Source organism: Streptomyces sp. NPDC045998, from assembly GCF_056430285.1.
Map to the genome: position 1 here is coordinate 499,288 of NZ_JBWKLJ010000003.1, position 17,593 is coordinate 516,880.

17 protein-coding genes are annotated in these 17,593 nt (G+C 73.6%); 7 read left to right on the plus strand and 10 right to left on the minus strand.

All coding sequences use genetic code 11. From position 1 onward, the window contains the following. Nucleotides 1-26: 26 nt before the first annotated feature. Genes AC07FJ_RS11180 through AC07FJ_RS11195 form a run of 4 tightly spaced genes read right to left on the minus strand, consistent with a single transcriptional unit; the run spans nt 27 to nt 4,282 of the window. Complete coding sequence (locus AC07FJ_RS11180; RefSeq protein WP_479047676.1) at nt 27-671, minus strand: GTP-binding protein; 645 nt, start codon at nt 669-671, stop codon at nt 27-29. Continuing rightward, nucleotides 652-1,068 (minus strand): DUF742 domain-containing protein, encoded by a 417-nt coding sequence (locus AC07FJ_RS11185; protein ID WP_479047677.1) that lies wholly within the window; start codon nt 1,066-1,068, stop codon nt 652-654. Before AC07FJ_RS11185 ends, AC07FJ_RS11180 begins: the two co-directional genes overlap by 20 nt. Continuing rightward, nucleotides 1,068-1,556: a roadblock/LC7 domain-containing protein gene (locus AC07FJ_RS11190; protein WP_479047679.1), complete on the minus strand. Its 489-nt coding sequence runs from the start codon at nt 1,554-1,556 to the stop codon at nt 1,068-1,070. Before AC07FJ_RS11190 ends, AC07FJ_RS11185 begins: the two co-directional genes overlap by 1 nt. Further along, on the minus strand, nt 1,553-4,282 hold the full coding sequence (locus tag AC07FJ_RS11195) for a sensor histidine kinase (protein WP_479047681.1): 2,730 nt from the start codon (nt 4,280-4,282) through the stop codon (nt 1,553-1,555). The genes AC07FJ_RS11190 and AC07FJ_RS11195 overlap by 4 nt, the downstream gene beginning before the upstream one ends. A gap of 406 nt (nt 4,283-4,688) precedes the next feature. Between AC07FJ_RS11195 and AC07FJ_RS11200 the strand changes: the two genes are divergently transcribed. Next, complete coding sequence (locus AC07FJ_RS11200) at nt 4,689-5,477, plus strand: hypothetical protein (RefSeq protein WP_479047684.1); 789 nt, start codon at nt 4,689-4,691, stop codon at nt 5,475-5,477. A gap of 97 nt (nt 5,478-5,574) precedes the next feature. Here the strand turns inward: AC07FJ_RS11200 and AC07FJ_RS11205 are convergent, their stop codons facing one another. The 3 genes from AC07FJ_RS11205 to AC07FJ_RS11215 form a co-directional block, all read right to left on the minus strand. Next, on the minus strand, nt 5,575-6,498 hold the full coding sequence (locus AC07FJ_RS11205; protein WP_479047685.1) for a hypothetical protein: 924 nt from the start codon (nt 6,496-6,498) through the stop codon (nt 5,575-5,577). 65 nt (nt 6,499-6,563) lie between these two features. After that, a complete protein-coding gene (locus AC07FJ_RS11210) occupies nt 6,564-7,274 on the minus strand; it encodes a B3/B4 domain-containing protein (protein WP_479047688.1) in 711 nt (236 codons plus the stop codon). A gap of 24 nt (nt 7,275-7,298) precedes the next feature. Continuing rightward, complete coding sequence (locus AC07FJ_RS11215; protein ID WP_479047689.1) at nt 7,299-7,910, minus strand: LysE family translocator; 612 nt, start codon at nt 7,908-7,910, stop codon at nt 7,299-7,301. 28 nt (nt 7,911-7,938) lie between these two features. Here AC07FJ_RS11215 and pdxR point away from each other — a divergent pair, with 28 nt between their 5' ends. Further along, nucleotides 7,939-9,468, plus strand: a complete 1,530-nt coding sequence (gene pdxR, locus AC07FJ_RS11220) for a MocR-like pyridoxine biosynthesis transcription factor PdxR (protein WP_479047691.1) — start codon at nt 7,939-7,941, stop codon at nt 9,466-9,468. Between the two features lie 4 nt (nt 9,469-9,472). Here the strand turns inward: pdxR and AC07FJ_RS11225 are convergent, their stop codons facing one another. Both AC07FJ_RS11225 and lon read right to left on the minus strand, forming a co-directional pair. Further along, nucleotides 9,473-9,943, minus strand: coding sequence for a MarR family winged helix-turn-helix transcriptional regulator (locus AC07FJ_RS11225; RefSeq protein WP_479047692.1), 471 nt, complete (start codon nt 9,941-9,943; stop codon nt 9,473-9,475). Between the two features lie 195 nt (nt 9,944-10,138). After that, complete coding sequence (lon, locus tag AC07FJ_RS11230; RefSeq protein WP_479047694.1) at nt 10,139-12,559, minus strand: endopeptidase La; 2,421 nt, start codon at nt 12,557-12,559, stop codon at nt 10,139-10,141. Nucleotides 12,560-12,732: 173 nt separating this feature from the next. On the opposite strand from lon, the gene AC07FJ_RS11235 reads away from it, so the two are divergent. Both AC07FJ_RS11235 and AC07FJ_RS11240 read left to right on the plus strand, forming a co-directional pair. Beyond that, nucleotides 12,733-13,182, plus strand: coding sequence for a DUF4259 domain-containing protein (locus AC07FJ_RS11235; protein WP_479048316.1), 450 nt, complete (start codon nt 12,733-12,735; stop codon nt 13,180-13,182). Beyond that, the gene (locus AC07FJ_RS11240) at nt 13,179-13,664 is read left to right on the plus strand and encodes a YfbM family protein (RefSeq protein ID WP_479047696.1); all 486 of its coding nucleotides are present in this window, start codon (nt 13,179-13,181) and stop codon (nt 13,662-13,664) included. Before AC07FJ_RS11235 ends, AC07FJ_RS11240 begins: the two co-directional genes overlap by 4 nt. 200 nt (nt 13,665-13,864) lie before the next feature. On the opposite strand, the gene AC07FJ_RS11245 is transcribed toward AC07FJ_RS11240, so the two are convergent. Further along, on the minus strand, nt 13,865-14,632 hold the full coding sequence (locus AC07FJ_RS11245; RefSeq protein WP_479048318.1) for a rhomboid-like protein: 768 nt from the start codon (nt 14,630-14,632) through the stop codon (nt 13,865-13,867). 234 nt (nt 14,633-14,866) lie between these two features. Here AC07FJ_RS11245 and AC07FJ_RS11250 point away from each other — a divergent pair, with 234 nt between their 5' ends. From AC07FJ_RS11250 to AC07FJ_RS11260, 3 genes are all read left to right on the plus strand, one after another. Continuing rightward, the gene (locus AC07FJ_RS11250) at nt 14,867-15,541 is read left to right on the plus strand and encodes a spermidine synthase family protein (RefSeq protein ID WP_479047698.1); all 675 of its coding nucleotides are present in this window, start codon (nt 14,867-14,869) and stop codon (nt 15,539-15,541) included. A 97-nt stretch (nt 15,542-15,638) separates the two neighbouring features. Then, nucleotides 15,639-16,376, plus strand: coding sequence for a response regulator transcription factor (locus AC07FJ_RS11255; RefSeq protein ID WP_355366417.1), 738 nt, complete (start codon nt 15,639-15,641; stop codon nt 16,374-16,376). Continuing rightward, a complete protein-coding gene (locus AC07FJ_RS11260) occupies nt 16,373-17,539 on the plus strand; it encodes a HAMP domain-containing sensor histidine kinase (protein ID WP_479047700.1) in 1,167 nt (388 codons plus the stop codon). Before AC07FJ_RS11255 ends, AC07FJ_RS11260 begins: the two co-directional genes overlap by 4 nt. The last annotated feature ends 54 nt before the right edge of the window (nt 17,540-17,593 follow it).

Genomic DNA, 17,593 nt, shown 5'->3' on the forward strand with positions numbered 1-17,593 from the left:
AGGGGTTCCTTACTCGTTGCTCGGGGTTACTCGGGGGTGGTTTCGAGCGCGCGGGCGACGAGCGCCAGCAGCGACTCGACGACCGTGTTCCGCTTCCGGGCGTCCATGATCACGACCGGCACGTCGGGCGGCACGGTCAGCGCCTCCCGGACGTCCTCGGCCTCGAACAGCTCCGTCCCCTCGAAGTGGTTCACGGCCACGACGTACGGCAGTCCGCAGCTCTCGAAGTAGTCGAGCGCCGGGAAGCAGTCCGTCAGCCGCCGCGTGTCGGCCATCACCACCGCGCCGATCGCGCCGCGCACCAGGTCGTCCCACATGAACCAGAACCGCTGCTGGCCCGGCGTACCGAAGACGTACAGGACGAGGTCGTCATCGAGCGTGACGCGGCCGAAGTCCATGGCGACGGTCGTCGTGGTCTTGCCGGGCGTGGCGGCGAGGTCGTCCGTCTCCGCGCTGGCCTGGGTCATCAGCGCTTCGGTCTGGAGCGGGGTGATCTCGGAGACCGACCCGACGAAGGTCGTCTTGCCGACGCCGAAACCGCCCGCCACGACCACCTTGGTGGCGATGGGAGCGCGGGTCCGGTCGAGCTCCCAGGCCTGGAGCCCCTCGTCGCGGAGCCCCTCGTCGCGGAGCGTGTCGTCGCGGACGACGTCAGAGACGGCGGAGTCCACCCAGCACCCTTTCGAGCAGTGCGCGGTCGGGCCGGCCGGTGCCGTGCTTGGTCCCGTACACACGTATCTTTCCCTGGTCGGCCAGGTCGCTGAGCAGCACCCGGACGACCCCCAACGGCATCTTCAGCAGCGCGGAGATCTCCGCGACCGTACGCATCCGGCGGCAGAGCTCGACGATGGCCCGCATCTCCGGCATCCCCCGGAGCCCCGGGCCGCCGTTGGCGAGCTGCTTTCGCTCCTCCGAGGCTTCGAGCGCGGCGACGAACGTCTCGACGAGCAGCACGTGACCGAAGCGGGTGCGGCCGCCGGTCAGCGAGTACGGGCGGACACGGGCGGGGCGCCGGCCCTCGCCGCGTATCGGGAGTTTGCCGGCGGCGGACGCGGCAGCGGCGGACATCACTGGGCGGCCTCCATCGACTTGCGCAGTTCACTGCGGAGTTCGGGGGTGAGGACGTGTCCGGCACGGCCGACGAAGAGCGCCATGTGGTACGCGATGACGCTCATGTCGCAGTCGGGCGTGGCGTGCACGCCGAGCAGCGAGCCGTCGCTGATCGACATCACGAACAGGCTCCCCTCCTCCATGGCGATCATGGTCTGCTTCACCCCGCCGCCGTCCATGAGCTTCGCGGCGCCGATGGTGAGGCTGCCGAGGCCGGAGACGATGGTGGCGAGGTCCGCGCTGGAGCCCCGCGGGCCGTCGGAACGGCGCGGGGAGGGGGCGGCGGGGGTGGTGCCCTCGGGGTCGGACGAGAGCAGGAGCAGCCCGTCGGACGAGACCACGGCTACGGAACGGACTCCTGGCACCTCCTCGACGAGGTTCCCCAGCAGCCAGTGCAGATTACGGGCTTCGCTGCTCAGCCCGGGTGTGCCGGTCGTCGCAGTCAACTGCGTGCCTCCTCGACTGTGTCCCCCGTCCGTTCGGTCTGGTTGTTGTCTCCTGTACGTACTGCCGCCTCGGCGATCTCGGCCTCGGCGTCGCGGCGCCCTTCCAGGGCGCCCCGGTGGAACCCGCCGAGCCGGCGGCGGAGCGCCTCGGCGTCGACGCCGCCCTTGCGCTCGGTACGCGGCTCGGACGTCGTCACGATCTTGGGTGTGCGCTTGGGCAGGCCCTTGTCGGTGAGGCGCTGGGGCTGGGACGCGCCGCCCGTCTCGTCGTCCGGCTCGCCGCCCGTCTCGTCGTCCGCATCGGCGGATGCCTCGTCGGACTCCTCGTCGTCCGGCAGGCGCGGGGCGCGCACCTGAAGGGTGGCCTCGGCGACCGTGAGGTACTGGTCCACCGCGTCCGTCTCCTGCGACTCCCGCGGCTCCTCGACCTCCTCGGTCTCTCCCGCCTCCTCGGCCTCCTCCGCCTCGCGGATGGCCGACTCCGCCGCCTCCACCAGCGGATCGGCCTCCGGAGCCGTGTCCGGAGCCGCAGCCGGTACGTCGCGGACGGCGGCCCGGCCGCCCGGCAGCGCGTTGGAGTTCGCCTCGGCGACGGAACCCGGCAGGTTCACCGTGGCCGCGGGCCCCGCGACGGGCTGCGGTGCCGTGGGCAGCAGCGCCTTCGGCAGCACGACGACCGCCGTGACACCGCCCTGCTTCTGCTCACGCAGCTGTACGCGGACGCCGTGCCGCGCCGCCAGCAGCGCGGCCACCCGCAGCCCCAGCCCCTCGCCCTCCTCGGCCTGCGGGTCGTGGCCGTCGGCCGGGTCGGGGTCGGCGAGGCGGGCGTTGAGCTCGGCGAGCCGGCCCTCGGTCATCCCTATGCCCTCGTCCTGGACGGAGAGCATGACCTCGCCGCTCTCCAGCAGCCAGCCGGAGAGCTGGACCTTGGCGTCCGGCGGCGAGAAGGAGGTGGCGTTCTCCAGCAGTTCCGCGAGCAGGTGGCTCAGGTCGTCGGCGGCGAATCCGGCGACGTACGCGTGCGGCGGCAGCGACTGGATCGTGACGCGCTCGTACCGCTCGATCTCGCTGACGGCGGCGCGCAGCACGTCCACCAGCGGCACCGGGCCCTGGTGCGCGTGGTTGTGCTCGTGCCCGGCGAGGACCAGCAGGTTCTCGCTGTGGCGCCGCATGACCGTGGCGAGGTGGTCGAGCTTGAAGAGGGTGGCGAGCCGCTCGGGGTCCTGCTCGCGCTCCTCCAGCTTCTCGATGACGCCGAGCTGCCGCTCGACGAGCCCCAGGGTGCGCAGCGAGAGGTTGACGAAGGTGTGGTGGACGCTGTGCCGCAGCCGCTCCAGCTCCGCGGTGACCTCGGCGGTCCGCTCGCGCAGCTCGGCGCGCTGCCCGGCCAGTTCGGCGGCGAGCGCCTCGCGGGCGGCGACCGCGTCCGCGCGCTCGGCGTCCAGCGCCTCGGCGCGCGAGCCGAGGTCGAGGAGCTTGCCGTGCAGCGTGTTGAGGGACCGTACGACCTGGGCGAACTCGTCGTTGCGGCCGGTGAAGCGGACCGGCTCCTCGACCTCGGGCGCGGCGGCGACGCGGGCGGCGCCGATGCGCAGCACGGCGAGCGGCCGGGTGAGCGTGCGGGCCACGGCGGTGGAGACGCCGATCGCGATCAGCAGACAGCCGCCGAGGAGCGCGATGCGCAGCTCCAGCGCGGTGACGTCGTCGTCGCGCAGCCGTTCCATGCGGGCGACCTCGCCGGTGGCGAGGGCGGACTCGACACCGCGCATCTGCTCGATGCGGGCGGTGAGCGCGGCGGCGGCCTTCTCCGCGTCGGTCTTCCGGTCGGCGCCCGACAGCTTGGGCTGGTCGGTGAGGCGGTCGAGGTAGTCCTCGGCGCTCTTGACCTCGGGGCCGGTGACGGTGCCCGCGAGCCGGTCACGGGCGGCGGGCGAGGCGTCCCGGCCGAAGTCGGCGAGGGCCGCCTGCTCGCGGACGCGGGCCTGCTGGGCGGCGGCGCTGAGCGCGTCCCGCGTGCGGTCGGCCTCGGCGGCGGCGGGGTCCTCCCGCTCGACGAAACGCCCGGTGGCGGGGTCGTAGACGGTCGTGCCGCCGTTCTTCTCGCCGGGGACGGCGAGGGCGGCGAGGAGCAGGCCACGGGTGGCGGAGGCCTGTTCGGTGGCGTGGCCGAGCTGGGCGGCGGCGCGGGTCCCGGCGTCGGCGGCGCGGGCGGGGGTCTTGTCGGCCAGCTCGGCGGCGAGCGCCTGGAGGCGGACGATGACCTCCGTGTAGGCGCGGTAGGCCTCCATGGCGGTGCCCTTGCCGGTGAGCGCGGCGCTCCGCAGGGCGGGCACGGCGTCGAGCTGCCGGCGCAGGTCGGCGGGCGCGTCGGAGCCCTCGGCGGTGAGCTCGTCGATCTGCCGGTCGACGCGGGCGGTGTGCTCGGCGCCGACGGCCTTGCCCTGGTCCTTCTCCTCCCGCCCGCCCGCGAGGTACGCGGTGACCTCGTCGCGCTCGTCGGCGAGCGAGTGGGCGAGGGTGACGGCCTGCCGGTTGAGCTGGGCGAGCGTCACCAGCCGCTGGGAGTCGTTGAGGTCCGCCGAGGCGGTGAGGACGGCAGGGGTGCCCGCCCCGATGACGGTGATGCCGACGAGCGCCACGCCGGCCACGAGCCGGCTGCGGACCCGCACGCGGCGGCCGCCCGGTGCCTGCTGAGGGTCGCCGGGAGTGTCACTGCGCTTCTGCACCGGTGCTCACATTCTTGAACTCGTCCACCCATGAAGCAGAGGTGACGGCCGCTCACCCGCGTCGACGGCCCACCCCTGGTACCTCACGTACCCCCTGGTACGGCTTCCGACCATTCCAGCGCTTTTGGGTAGGCAGCACGCATCGGCCACTCCGCCACCCGAACGAGTGAACAACACTCCGGAGTTGGCGAACAACTCGCCCGGAGGCCCGGCGTCCGGCCGTGTGCGCACCGGGCTGGATCTTCGGCGCGGGCTTTGGCAGGATGCGCGCCCGCACCTTCCCGGAGTCCGGCATTCCACGCGTACCGCATCCGCTCGCAGCGGCGCGGACCCACGGGTACAGGCCACTTCGCGCTCCTTGTGGGCCCTGTGAAGGAGTCGTGTGCGGTCCGGCAGACTGGGCGCCATGCACACCGAGATCTCCTGCGTCCCGGGCGACCGGGAACGCCCCAACGAGGACTGGGCTTCCGTGGTCGTACCGGCGTCGGGGCGGGGTGGCGTGGCGGTCGCGCTGGACGGGGTGACGCCACCGGAGAGCGCGGTCGGTTGTGTGCATCCGGTCCCGTGGTTCACGGCCCGCCTCGGTGGCGCGCTGACCGAACTGTCCGCTTCGCGGCCGGACATGGCGCTGACCGCCGTCCTGTCGGAGGCAATCCGGCGCACCGCGGACGCCCACCGCGACAGGTGTGACCTTTCTCACGTCCGCACGCCTCAGGCGACGGTGGTCGTGGCGCGTTGGGACGCGGAGGCCGTCGACTATCTGGTGCTCTCCGACTCCGTACTGTTGCTGGAGGGCTGGGACGGGTCGGTGCGGGCCGTGGTGGACGACCGGCTGGACCGCCTGCCGCCCGGTTCGCTCGCCTCGAACGCGATCGCCGACGCGACCGTGCGCAACCGGGAGGGCGGCTTCTTCACCGCGGCCGCCGACCCGTCCGTGGCGGCCCGGGCGGTGACGGGCCGTACGCCCCTGAGCGGGGTGCGGGCGCTCGCGGCCCTGACGGACGGGGCCACCCGCTGGACGGAGGTGTTCGGCGCGGGCGACTGGGGGGCCTGCTTCGCGGTGCTCCGCAAGGAGGGCCCGCGCGGCCTGATCGCCCGCGTACGGGAGCTGGAGCGTACGTGTCCGCCGCGGCGCGGGAAGCGGCACGACGACGCGACGGCGGTGTTCGTGGAGCTCGGATCCGGGGAGCTCTGATCCGGGGAGCCGTGAGGCATGGCCGCCCCTGGGACGGCAAGGGCGGCGGCACTCACTCACGCGTACGGCGACTCACGCGTACGGCGCCCGTGTCCCGTCACGGGCGGCAGAACTCCGCGGCGGCGACGTACCCGCCCTCGTTCTCGTCGTCCGTGGCGACGACCCCCTTGCGGGAGTGCGGCAGGCACGCGAGGGCCTCGATCTTGTGGCCCGGGAAGGTGGCGAGCCGGCGCGGGGAGCGGTGGACGGCCAGGTGGACCCGGTCGTCGCCGCCCGGCGACGCGGTCACGCGGCCCGCGTCGAAGAGGGCGGAGTCGAACGGGCCGTCGTCGCCCGGGTCGGACGCGGACGAGACGGTGATGCGGCCGGTGGCGGACACCTCGACGTCGGATATGTGCCGTACGTCGTTCGCCGGGTACGGGACGCGGAACGCGACGGAGGCCGGCGTACCGAAGGCGTTCCCGGCCGGGTTCCACTCCGCCGCGGAGAGGGTGGCGGGACGCTCGTCCTGCCCCCGGTCGGCCCACACGGCGATGATCGTGCCGTTCCGGGCGGCGGTGAGGGCGAAGCCCTCGTAGTTGGCGTCCGGGGAGACGCCGGGCACGGGGAACGCCGCCAGCACCCGGGCGGTGTCGCCCTTCCAGTGGATGCGGTACGCCGTGCCGTCGCTGGCGAGCGCGACGTACTCGTGCGGCCGGCCCGGGACGCCGTCGATGGCCTCCAGGTCCACGGCGGGCTCGCCGATCCAGGCCACGGGACGCTGCCGGGGCTGGGCGCCCGGGCGGTAGCTCAGGGCGACGAGCCGGTTCTCGCCGGGCTCCTTGTTGTCGCGCACCGCGAGCAGTTCCGCCGTGCCGTCGTGGCGGGTGGAGTCGACGGCGATGCCGCTGATGCCGGTGGTGATGTCGTGGCCCACGCGCTGCCAGCCGGCGGCGTGGGGGGTGGTGTGGGTGGTGGCGTGAGCGGTGGGGGTGAGGAGCGCGGCGCCCGCGAGGGCCGCGCTCAGCGCTTTCTTGATCATCAGTCGATCATGGACGGGAGGGAGTGCTTCCGACCACCGGCGGCCGGTGAGGACTTCGCAAAAACTCAGCGGGGGCGGGGGAGTTCGAAGCGCGGGTCCGTCCGGGTCGGGAGGCCCGTCCTCGGGGCCGCGTCCCACAGCGCCGCCAGTTCGCCGGCGAGCGTCTCGGCGAGGCGCCGTACGTCCTCGGTGCCCGTCTCGTGCATCGCCTCGGCGACGATGAGGACGCGGCTCGTCTCCTCCCGCACGGCGGACGCGCCGCTCTGCCGGTTGGTCCAGCGCCGGGCGTGCGCCTGTCCCTCCCGGTCCGCGAAGACCACTTCGCCGGGCGCCGGGTTCTCCTTCTCGCCGCCGAACGTCACGTACGTCTCGTCGCCGTGCGCGTACCGCACCTCCAGCGGCAGCGCGAGCGCGGAGACGTCGAAGACGCCGACGGGGATGGCGTACGCGACGGACACGGCGTTGCACAGGTCGATGAGGGGGTGGATCCGGGGCAGGGAGCCGTCCTTGCGCAGCCGCCGCAGCAACGACTCGGAGGCGCAGCGGTACTGCGTCGGCCTGAGCCCCATCCGGGAGAAGGCGCGTCGCCAGGCCTGGATCTCCGGCAGCCTCCCCTCGCCGCCGGAGGCGGCCGCGAGCCGGTCCGCGGCCCGCGCGGTGTACGCGGCCACCCGGTCGTCCACGGTGACATCGGGCGTGATGCCCTCGGCGTGGATCACGGCGGGTGCGAGCTCGGGGAAGTCACGCCAGAGCGCGCTCGCGTGCTGGAGGTACATGAAGGGCTCCATTCCAGAATCTCGTCAGAGGAAGGCGAGGCGGGCGCCGAGGGCCGCGAAGGCACCCGCGAAGACCCGGCGCAGCCAGGTCAGGACGCGGGGGCGGGTCAGGACGCGGCTGCGCATGGCGGCGGCGAACCGCCCGTAGGCGAGGAAGACGACGAAGGTGAGCGCCATGAAGGCGGCGCTGAGCTGCACCATGCGGGGCAGCGCGCCGGGCTCCCCCGGCGTGACGAACTGCGGCAGGAAGGCGAAGAAGAAGAGGGTCAGCTTGGGGTTGAGCAGATTGACCAGCACCCCGGAGACGATGACCCGCGCGGCGGACGGCGGCGCGTCCCGGTGCCGGTCCTCCACCGTGAACGCGTCCTTGTCGCGCAGGGTGCTCCACGCCATGAAGAGGAGGTAGGCGACGCCCAGGTAGGTGAGGATCCGGAAGGCCAGGGCGCTGGTGTGCAGCAGCGCGGCGAGGCCGGTGAGGGCGGCGGCCATGTGCGGCAGGGTCCCGAGCGTGCAGCCGACCGCCGCGACGGCGGCGGCGCGGGTGCCGCGGGACAGGCCGGCCGCGACCGTGTAGAGGACGCCCGTGCCGGGGGTGGCCACGACGACCAGCGACGTCAGCAGGAACTCGGTGTTCATGGCTCAACCCTCGCGCCACAATGGCCGGGTGCCCAGGTCCAATGGTGACGCTTCCGGCCGGTCCATAACGGCCGCCGGGGCGGACTTCCTCCAACTGAACCTCGCCGAGGCCCCGGTGGGCGGAAGGTCCGCCTGGCTGGCCGACCGGCTGCGCCGCGCGATAGCGGACGGCAGCCTGCCGGTCGGCAGCCGCCTGCCCGCGACGCGCGTGCTCGCGGCGGAACTGCGCGTCTCGCGCGGGGTGGTGACGGAGGCGTACCAGCGCCTGACGGAGGACGGTCACGTGGTGGGCCGTCGGCGGGGCGGGACGATCGTGGTCGCGTCCCCGGTACCGCCGCCGGCCCGGCCGCCGGCCACCACCGCGCGGCCCCCCGCGCCGGTTCCGTCACCGGCCCCCGCGGAGGGGTCGTCCGCACGACTGTTCACCTGCGCCCCCGCCGCCGACGTCTTCGACGCGCTCCGGGCCGCGCCCGCGCGGATCAACCTGGCGCCCGGCGTGCCGGACCTCGCCGCGTTCCCGCGCACGGCGTGGCTGCGCGCCGAGCGGGCCGTGCTGTACGAGCTGTCCGCGTACGACCTCGGGTACGGCGACCCCCGGGGCGCGCCGGAGCTGCGGCGGGCGGTGGCCGACTGGCTCGCCCGGAACCGGGGGTTCCGGGCGCATCCGGACGAGGTGGTCATCACCTCCGGCACCGCGCAGGCGTTCGGGCTGATCGCCGAGGTGCTGCGCGACCGGGACGGCGTCACGGCCATGGCGGTGGAGGACCCGGGGGCGCTCGGCGCCCGCCAGCACCTGGCGGACCGGCGGCTCCGGACGCCGCCGGTGCCGGTCGACGGCGAGGGCGTACGCGTGGACGCGCTGCGCGCGACGGGAGCGGCGGCGGTGCTGCTGACCCCGGCGCACCAGTTCCCCACGGGGGTGGTGCTCAGCGGGGCACGGCGCCGGGAGCTCATGGGCTGGGCGACCGGCACGGGGGGCCTGATCGTCGAGGACGACTACGACGCGGAACACCGCTACGACCGGCCGCCGGTCCCGGCGCTGCGGTCGGTGCTGCCGGACCACGTCTGCTACGCCGGCAGCGTCTCCAAGCTGCTCGCCCCCGCGCTGCGGATCGGCTGGATGGTGCCGCCGCCGGCGTACCGGGACGCCCTCGTGGACGCCAAGCGGTTCGCGGACCTGGGGAACGCCGTCCTGCCCCAGCTGGTGCTGGCCCGCCTGATGGAGTCGGGCGCGATGGAGCGGCACCTGCGCCTGCTGCGCCGCCGGCACCGGCAGCGGCGGGACGCGATGATGGCCGCGATCGGGGCGCACCTGCCGGGTGCGGTGGTCCACGGCGCGGCGGCGGGCCTGCACCTGACGGTCACGTTCGAGGGCCGTTTCGCGGACACGGAGCTGGCGGCCGCGGCGCTGACGCGCGGCGTGAAGACGCAGCCGCTGTCCTGGCACCGCCAGTCGCCCGGGCCGCCCGGGCTGGTCCTCGGTTACGCCGCCGGGACGCCCACCGCGGTCGGCGAGGGCGTCGCGCTCATCGGCGCGGCCCTGCGCGAGGTGGCCTGACGCCCTACGACGCCTCTTCCCCGCCCGCGTTCAGCTGGTGCAGCAGCCGGGCGAGCTCGGCGACTTCCGCGCGGTCCCAGCCGGCGAGCTTGCGGCGGTAGCGGGCGCGGCGGGCGTCGCGTACGTGGCGGAAGCGGGCGCGCCCCTCGTCGGTGAGGCGTACGAGCGAGGCGCGGCCGTCGTCGGGGTCGGGCTCGCGGGTGACCAGGCCCAGGTCCTCCAGGGCGCGCAGCTGGCGGCTCATGGTCGCCTTGCCGACGCCGAAGTACGCGGCGAGGTCGGTGGCGCGCTGGCTGCCGGTGGCGTCGAGGCGTACGAGCAGCCCGTACGCGGCAGGCTCCAGCTCCGGGTGGACCTCGCGGGCCATCTCACCGGACTGGGCGCGGGCACGGCGCAGGAAGACGGACAGTTCCCGTTCGAGGGCCAGGAACTCCTGGTCCGCTCCCGTTTCGCTTCCCGTACCGCTTCCGTGCACGTCAGCACCCCTCGCGCTTGCCTACTGAATCTGAAGGTCTCTCCCGGCGGCAGGGCGTCGCCGCAGCGTGCACAGTATTTCGCAGGCGCGGACCAACGGCGGTCCCCGGCTCCTCCTCCCCACCGCGTCCTCCGCACCGCAGCCAAGGGCCCGCTCGCCGGGGTACGGCGAGCGGGCCCTCGGTGCGGGGTGGGGTCAGGCCGCCGCCTCCACCGGGACCTCGGAGGTCGCCGGGGAGAGGGCGAGCTCCAGCACCTGGCGGACGTCCGTCACCGGGTGGACCTCCAGCTTGTCGAGGATCTCGGCCGGGACGTCGTCCAGGTCGGCCTCGTTCCGCTTGGGGATGATCACGGTCGTGATCCCGGCCCGGTGGGCGGCCAGCAGCTTCTGCTTGACGCCGCCGATGGGCAGGACGCGCCCGGTCAGCGAGACCTCACCCGTCATGGCGACGTCCGTGCGGACCAGGCGGCCGCTCAGCAGGGAGGCGAGCGCCGTCGTCATGGTGATGCCCGCGCTCGGGCCGTCCTTCGGGACCGCGCCCGCCGGGAAGTGGATGTGCACGCCCCGGTCCTTCAGGCCCGTGACCGGCAGTTCGAGCTCGGCGCCGTGCGAGCGCAGGAAGCTCAGCGCGATCTGCGCGGACTCCTTCATGACGTCGCCGAGCTGGCCGGTCAGGGTCAGGCCGGCCGCGCCCGTCTCCGGGTCGGCCAGGGACGCCTCGACGAACAGCACGTCGCCGCCCGCGCCGGTGACCGCGAGACCCGTCGCCACGCCCGGCACGGCCGTGCGGCGCTCGGCCGGGTCCTGGGCCGACTCGGGCACGTGGTGCGGCCGCCCGATGAGCCCGCGCAGATCGCCCTCGCCGATCGTGAAGGGCAGCTCCCGCTCGCCGAGCTCGTGCTGCGCGGCGACCTTCCGCAGCAGTCGCGCGATCGACCGCTCCAGGTTCCGCACGCCCGCCTCACGCGTGTACTCGCCGGCCAGCCTCCGCAGCGCCGGTTCGTCGATGGCGACCTCTCCCGCCTCGATGCCCGCCCGCTCCAGCTGGCGCGGGAGCAGGTGGTCACGGGCGATGACGATCTTCTCGTCCTCGGTGTAGCCGTCGAGGCGGACGATCTCCATGCGGTCGGCCAGCGCCTCCGGGATGGCCTCCAGGACGTTGGCCGTGGCCAGGAAGACGACGTCGCTCAGGTCGAGCTCCACCTCCAGGTAGTGGTCGCGGAACGTGTGGTTCTGGGCCGGGTCCAGCACCTCCAGCAGCGCCGCCGCCGGGTCGCCGCGGAAGTCGGAGCCCACCTTGTCGATCTCGTCGAGCAGCACCACCGGGTTCATGGACCCGGCCTCCTTGACGGCCCGTACGATCCGGCCCGGCAGCGCGCCCACGTACGTACGCCGGTGGCCGCGGATCTCCGCCTCGTCGCGTACGCCGCCGAGGGCGACGCGCACGAACTTCCGGCCCATCGCGTGGGCGACGGACTCGCCCAGCGAGGTCTTTCCGACGCCCGGCGGCCCCACCAGCGCCAGCACCGCGCCCCCGCGCCGCCCGCCCACGACGCCCATGCCGCGGTCGGTGCGCCGCTTGCGCACCGCGAGGTACTCGGTGATCCGCTCCTTCACGTCCTCCAGGCCCGCGTGCTCGGCGTCCAGCGTCTCCTTGGCGCCCTTGATGTCGTACCGGTCCTCGGTGCGTTCGTTCCACGGCATCTCGAGGACCGTGTCCAGCCAGGTGCGGATCCAGGAGCCCTCGGGCGACTGGTCCGAGGACCGCTCCAGCTTGGCGACCTCCTTCAGCGCCGCCTCGCGCACCTTCTCGGGGAGGTCGGCGGCCTCGACCCGGGTCCGGTAGTCGTCGGCCTCGTCGCCGTCCCCGGAGTCGCCGTTGAGCTCGCGCAGCTCCTTGCGTACGGCTTCGAGCTGACGGCGCAGCAGGAACTCGCGCTGCTGCTTGTCGACGCCCTCCTGGACGTCCTTCGCGATGGACTCGGCGACGTCCTGCTCGGCGAGGTGCTCGCGCAGCTGCTCGGTGGCGAGCCTCAACCGGGCGACCGGGTCCTCGGTCTCCAGCAGCTCCACCTTCTGAGCGGTGGTCAGGAAGGGCGAGTAGCCGGAGTTGTCCGCGAGGGCGGACACGCCGTCGATCTGCTGGACGCGGTCCACGACCTGCCAGGCGCCGCGCTTCTTCAGCCAGCTGGTGGCGAGGGCCTTGTACTCCTTGACGAGCTCGGTGACCGCGCCGGGCAGCGGATCCGGGACCTTCTCCTCGACCTGCGCGCCCTCGACCCACAGGGCGGCGCCCGGCCCGGTCGTGCCGGCGCCGATCTTGACCCGGTGCCGGCCGCGGATGAGCGCGCCGGGGTCGCCGTCGGAGAGCCGGCCCACCTGCTCGACCGTGCCCAGGACGCCGATACCGGCGTACGTGCCGTCGATGCGCGGCACCAGCAGCACCTTCGGCTTGCCCTTGGCGTCCCCCTCGGTCCGGGCCGCGGCCTGGGCGGCCTCGACGGCGGCGCGCACCTCGCTGTCGGTGAGGTCCAGGGGCACCACCATGCCCGGCAGGACGACCTCGTCATCGAGCGGCAGCACGGGCAGGGTGAGCGGTGTGGACGACGAAGCCATGATCTCCCCTTCGGCAGTCAAGTTGAGCTGTACCCACTCAATGCTTGCCAGCCGCCGAGTGTTCCCCGGTTCGCGTTCGCTGTCAGCGATCATCTGCGCGACGTCGCCGGAGCCCGCGGTTGTCAGAGGCGCCTGCCACCATGCGCGGACACCACCACACCGGGGAGAGCCGCATGGGCACCTGGGGCACCGGACCCTTCGACAGCGACACCGCCGCGGACTTCGCCGACGACCTCGACGAGGCGGCGGAGGGCGAGCGCGAGGGCCTGATCCGCGGCGCCCTCCTCCGCGCCGCCGACACCACCGGCCAACTGGACGCCGACGTGGCCGACACGGCCGTCGCCGCGGCCGCCCTGGTCGCCGCGCAGTGCCCCGGCGGAGAACCCGCCCACCCGGTCTACGGCCCGGAGGAACCCCTCCCCGACCTCACACCGCTGCGCGGCCTCGCCCTCGAAGCCCTGGACCGGGTCGTGACGGAGCCGTCCGAGCTGCTGGAGCTCTGGGCAGGGCGGGACGGCGCGCCCTGGCGCAGGTGCGTCGAGCGCATGCGGAACACGCTCCTCCCGCCACCGCCCGGCGAGCAGCTCGCCTTGTCAGTGGTCCCGCCTAGCATCCGCCCATGAGCATGATGGGAACATACGTCCGACTGTCCCCCGCCGAGCTGGAGCGCGCCCTCGGCGACCCCGCCTGGGCGAGGGAGTTCGTCGACGAACTGCTCAACGCGGAACCGGGCGACGCGCGGCGCCACAGCACCGACAAGGCGTGGGACGCCGTCCGCTTCCTCACGCGGCGTGCCGGCTTCCCCGTCGACGTCGTGCACGGCGAGCAGTCGGTGCCGTGGGACGAGGACTGGGGGTACGGGCCGCCCCGCTATCTGACTCCGGACCAGGTCCGGACGGCCGCCGAGGTCCTGGCGGCGACGGAGGGCGACCGCCTGACGGCCGGTGTCGGCCCGGCGGACCTGGCGCGGGAGCAGGTCTACCCGGCCATGATCTGGGAGCGCGGCGAGCCCCTGGACAACGTGGTCCTGCACTACGAGGCGCTGCGGCCCTTCTTCCGCGAGGCGGCGGAGGCGGGTGACGCGGTGCTGGTCTGGATCTCGTAAGGGCCGTGACACGGGTACGGCCCGGGGCGCGGGCGCCGCGCGGGGAAGCGCGGCCGCCACGCCCCGGGCCGGGAGGCCGGGAGGCCAGGCTCAGACGTCCTCGTAGAAGACGTACTCGTGACGGCTTGTGCACCATTGTCACACTGTTGCGCATCTGGCCACGTCATCGGCGCCAGCACCCGCCCCCACCAGGGGTTTCGTCAGAATCGGGGCCCCGGCCGCGCCGGCCCGCGTCGGGCCGCCCGCCGCACCAGGGGCCATCCGCCGACGCCGACCAACAGCGCCAGGGGGTGGCCCCAGTTGGTGAGGGGGTCCTCGAGCGCCAGCAGGTCGTGGAGCAGCATCACGGACACCCACGCCAGCACGACGGCGCGCGCCACCGGGGTCAGCAGTCCGGCCAGCGCGCCGACGCTCGCCATCAGGCCGAAGCTGATGCCGTAGTCGAGGCGGTGCAGGGACGTGTGGGGCAGATGGCCCGCCAGGACCGACAGCGCCACCGGGATCTCGGTGGCCAGCGTCGCCACCACGTGCCCCACCAGGAACACGGCGGCGGCCCGCCAGGCCCCGATGCGGCGCTCCAGCGCGGTGAGCACGAAGACGAAGCCGATGGCGTACGGCGAGAAGAGCCCGCCCGCGACCCACAGCGCGCTCGCGGCCAGCACGAGCAGCGGCGTCCGGGAGAGGTGGGCGACGTCCGTGCTGGAGCCGTGCAGCAGCGCCGAGACGGTGGCGGGGTCGCCGTACTCGGCGAAGAGGGAGGTGGCGACGAGGACGAGGGCGTAGCAGAAGGTGAAGGGCGTACCGGTGGGCGTGGGCAGCAGCCGTCCGGCGCCGCGCCACCGCCGCCGCTGCTCACGGAGAGCGGGTGCGTGCGCGGGCGCATCGCGGGTGGCGGCTGCGCGCTGGCGCGGAATGCCGCGGAGCAACTCGCCCCGCGCGAACCCGTCGTCCGCGAGCCGCGCGGCCACGCCGCCGTCGTCCGTCTCGCGCGCCGCCTTGAGCCGGTGCACCGCGGGCCGCCTTTCGCCTCTCCTCGACCAACCCCCTGGACACTCCCCCGACCACACCTTGCCCCATCACCCGAGGCGATCATCAACCGGCCGTCCATGATGTGGGTCACACCGGCGCCACGTCCCGCCCCAAGTCCCTGACCTGGGGCGGGACTTCCTCCGCCGCCGCCCCCGACTCACTAACCTGGACCCATGGCTGTAACGACGCTCGACCGACGCGAAGGCCCGTACGGCGAAGTGGTGCTGCGCCGACGCGACGACGACCACTTCGAGATCATCGCCAACGGCACCTTCCTGATGGACACCTCCGACGGCCGCTCGGAGCGGCTGCTCGTCGACGCGGCGCTCGCCGCGCTGCAGGCGCACGGGGAGCGCCCGGGCGCCTCCGTCCTCATCGGCGGCCTCGGCGTCGGCTTCTCCCTCGCCCACGCCGCCGCGAACCCCGTCTGGGGCCGCATCGCGGTCGTCGAGCGGGAACAGGCGATCATCGACTGGCACCGCGAGGGGCCGCTCGCGGCGATCTCGGGCGCGGCGCTCGCCGATCCCCGTACGGTCCTGGTCCACACCGACCTGGTCGAGTACGTCCGCACCTCGCCGGACACGTACGACGCACTCTGCCTGGACATCGACAACGGGCCGGACTGGACCGTCACCGAGGACAACGACGGCCTGTACGCACCGGCCGGCCTGGCGGCCTGCGCGGCCCGCCTCAACCCCGGCGGAATCCTGGCCGTCTGGTCCGCGCAGCCGTCCGCCGATTTCGAAGAGTCATTGCGGAATGCCGGATTCAGCGGGGTAAGAACCGAAGAAATCCCGGTTGCCCGGGGCGTACCGGACGTGGTCCACCTCGCCGTTCGCCCTGCGTAGCCGGGAGCCGGTCGGTGCCTTTAGGCTGCTGGCCTGACACACGGATCTACACGCGGTTCGCGACGTATGCGAGACGTATGCGAACAGGGGCGGGGCGATGGAGCAGACACACACCAGCAACACCGGTACGGCGGTCACGCCGGGTGCCCAGCGCCGCGTGCTGGTCGTCGAGGACGACACCACCATCGTCGAGGCCATCTCCGCCCGGCTGCGGGCCGAGGGCTTCCTGGTGCAGACGGCGACGGACGGCCCGGCGGCCGTGGACGCCGCCGAGGCCTGGCAGCCCGACCTGATGGTCCTCGACGTCATGCTGCCGGGCTTCGACGGCCTGGAGGTGTGCCGCCGGGTGCAGGCCCAGCGGCCGGTACCGGTACTGATGCTCACCGCCCGCGACGACGAGACCGACATGCTGGTCGGGCTCGGGGTCGGGGCGGACGACTACATGACCAAGCCGTTCTCGATGCGGGAGCTGGCGGCCCGGGTGCACGTACTGCTGCGCCGGGTCGAGCGGGCGGCGCTGGCCGCGGTGACGCCGCGCAGCGGCATCCTCCGCCTCGGCGAGCTGGAGATCGACCACGCGCAGCGCCGGGTCCGGGTGAAGGGTGACGACGTGCACCTGACCCCGACCGAGTTCGACCTGCTGGTCTGCCTGGCCAACACGCCGCGCGCGGTGCTCTCGCGCGAGCAGCTGCTCGCCGAGGTGTGGGACTGGGCGGACGCCTCCGGCACCCGGACCGTGGACAGCCACATCAAGGCGCTGCGCCGCAAGATCGGCGCGGAGCGCATCCGTACGGTCCACGGCGTCGGGTACGCGCTGGAGACCCCGGCGCCATGAGCCGGCGGCCAGCGCGGCCCGGCTCGCACCTCCGGACCGGTTCGCACCCCCGGCCCGGCTCCCGGCCGCCGCTCGGGCGCCGGCTCCGCTCGCGGCTGCGGCTCCGGCCGGTCACGATCTCGATCAAGACCAAGCTGGGCACGCTCGTCGTCGTCTCGGTCTTCATCACGACCGGGCTGCTGATGGTGGCCCTGCGCACCGAGACCGAGCTGCGCTTCATCACCGTCTTCTCGGTGATAGCCACGCTGCTGATCACCCAGTTCGTGGCGCACGGCCTCACCGCGCCGCTGGACGAGATGAACACGGTCGCGAAGTCGATCTCCCACGGCGACTACACCCGCCGGGTGCGCGGCGCCGACCGCCGCGACGAGCTGGGCGACCTGGCCTCCACGATCAACCGCATGGCGGACGACCTGGAGGCGGTGGACCGGCACCGCAAGGAGCTGGTCGCCAACGTCTCGCACGAGCTGCGCACGCCCATCGCGGCGCTGCGCGCGGTGCTGGAGAACGTCGTGGACGGGGTGTCGGCGGCCGATCCGGAGACGATGCGGACGGCGCTGAAGCAGACGGAGCGGCTGGGCCGGCTGGTCGAGACGCTGCTGGATCTGTCACGGCTCGACAACGGTGTCGTACCGCTCCGGTCGCGGCGCTTCGAGGTGTGGCCGTACCTCTCGGGCGTACTGAAGGAGGCCAACCTGGCCGCTTCGCAGCGCGCCCTGAGCTCAGGCTCCGGCAATCACACCCGCAAGGACGTGCACCTGCACCTGGACGTCTCGCCGCCGGAGCTGACGGCGCACGCGGACGCCGAGCGGCTGCACCAGGTCGTCGCGAACCTGATCGACAACGCCGTGAAGCACTCCCCGCCGCACGGGCGGGTGACGGTACGGGCCCGGCGCGGGCCGCAGCCGGAGTCGCTCGACCTGGAGGTCGTGGACGAGGGGCCGGGCATTCCGGAGTCGGAGCGGCACAAGGTCTTCGAGCGGTTCAACCGCGGCAGCGTCGCCTCCCCGCACGGTCCGGGCGGCGACGGCGGTACGGGCCTGGGGCTGGCGATCGCCCGCTGGGCCGTGGATCTGCACGGCGGCCGCATCGGAGTGGCCGAATCCGCACGTGGATGCCGGATTCAGGTCACTCTTCCGGGGATCCCGCAGCCACGTAATTGACGTAGGGTTCGAACCGGAAGCACGGGTTCTGCGTGGACGTGTGCGGGACCTGTC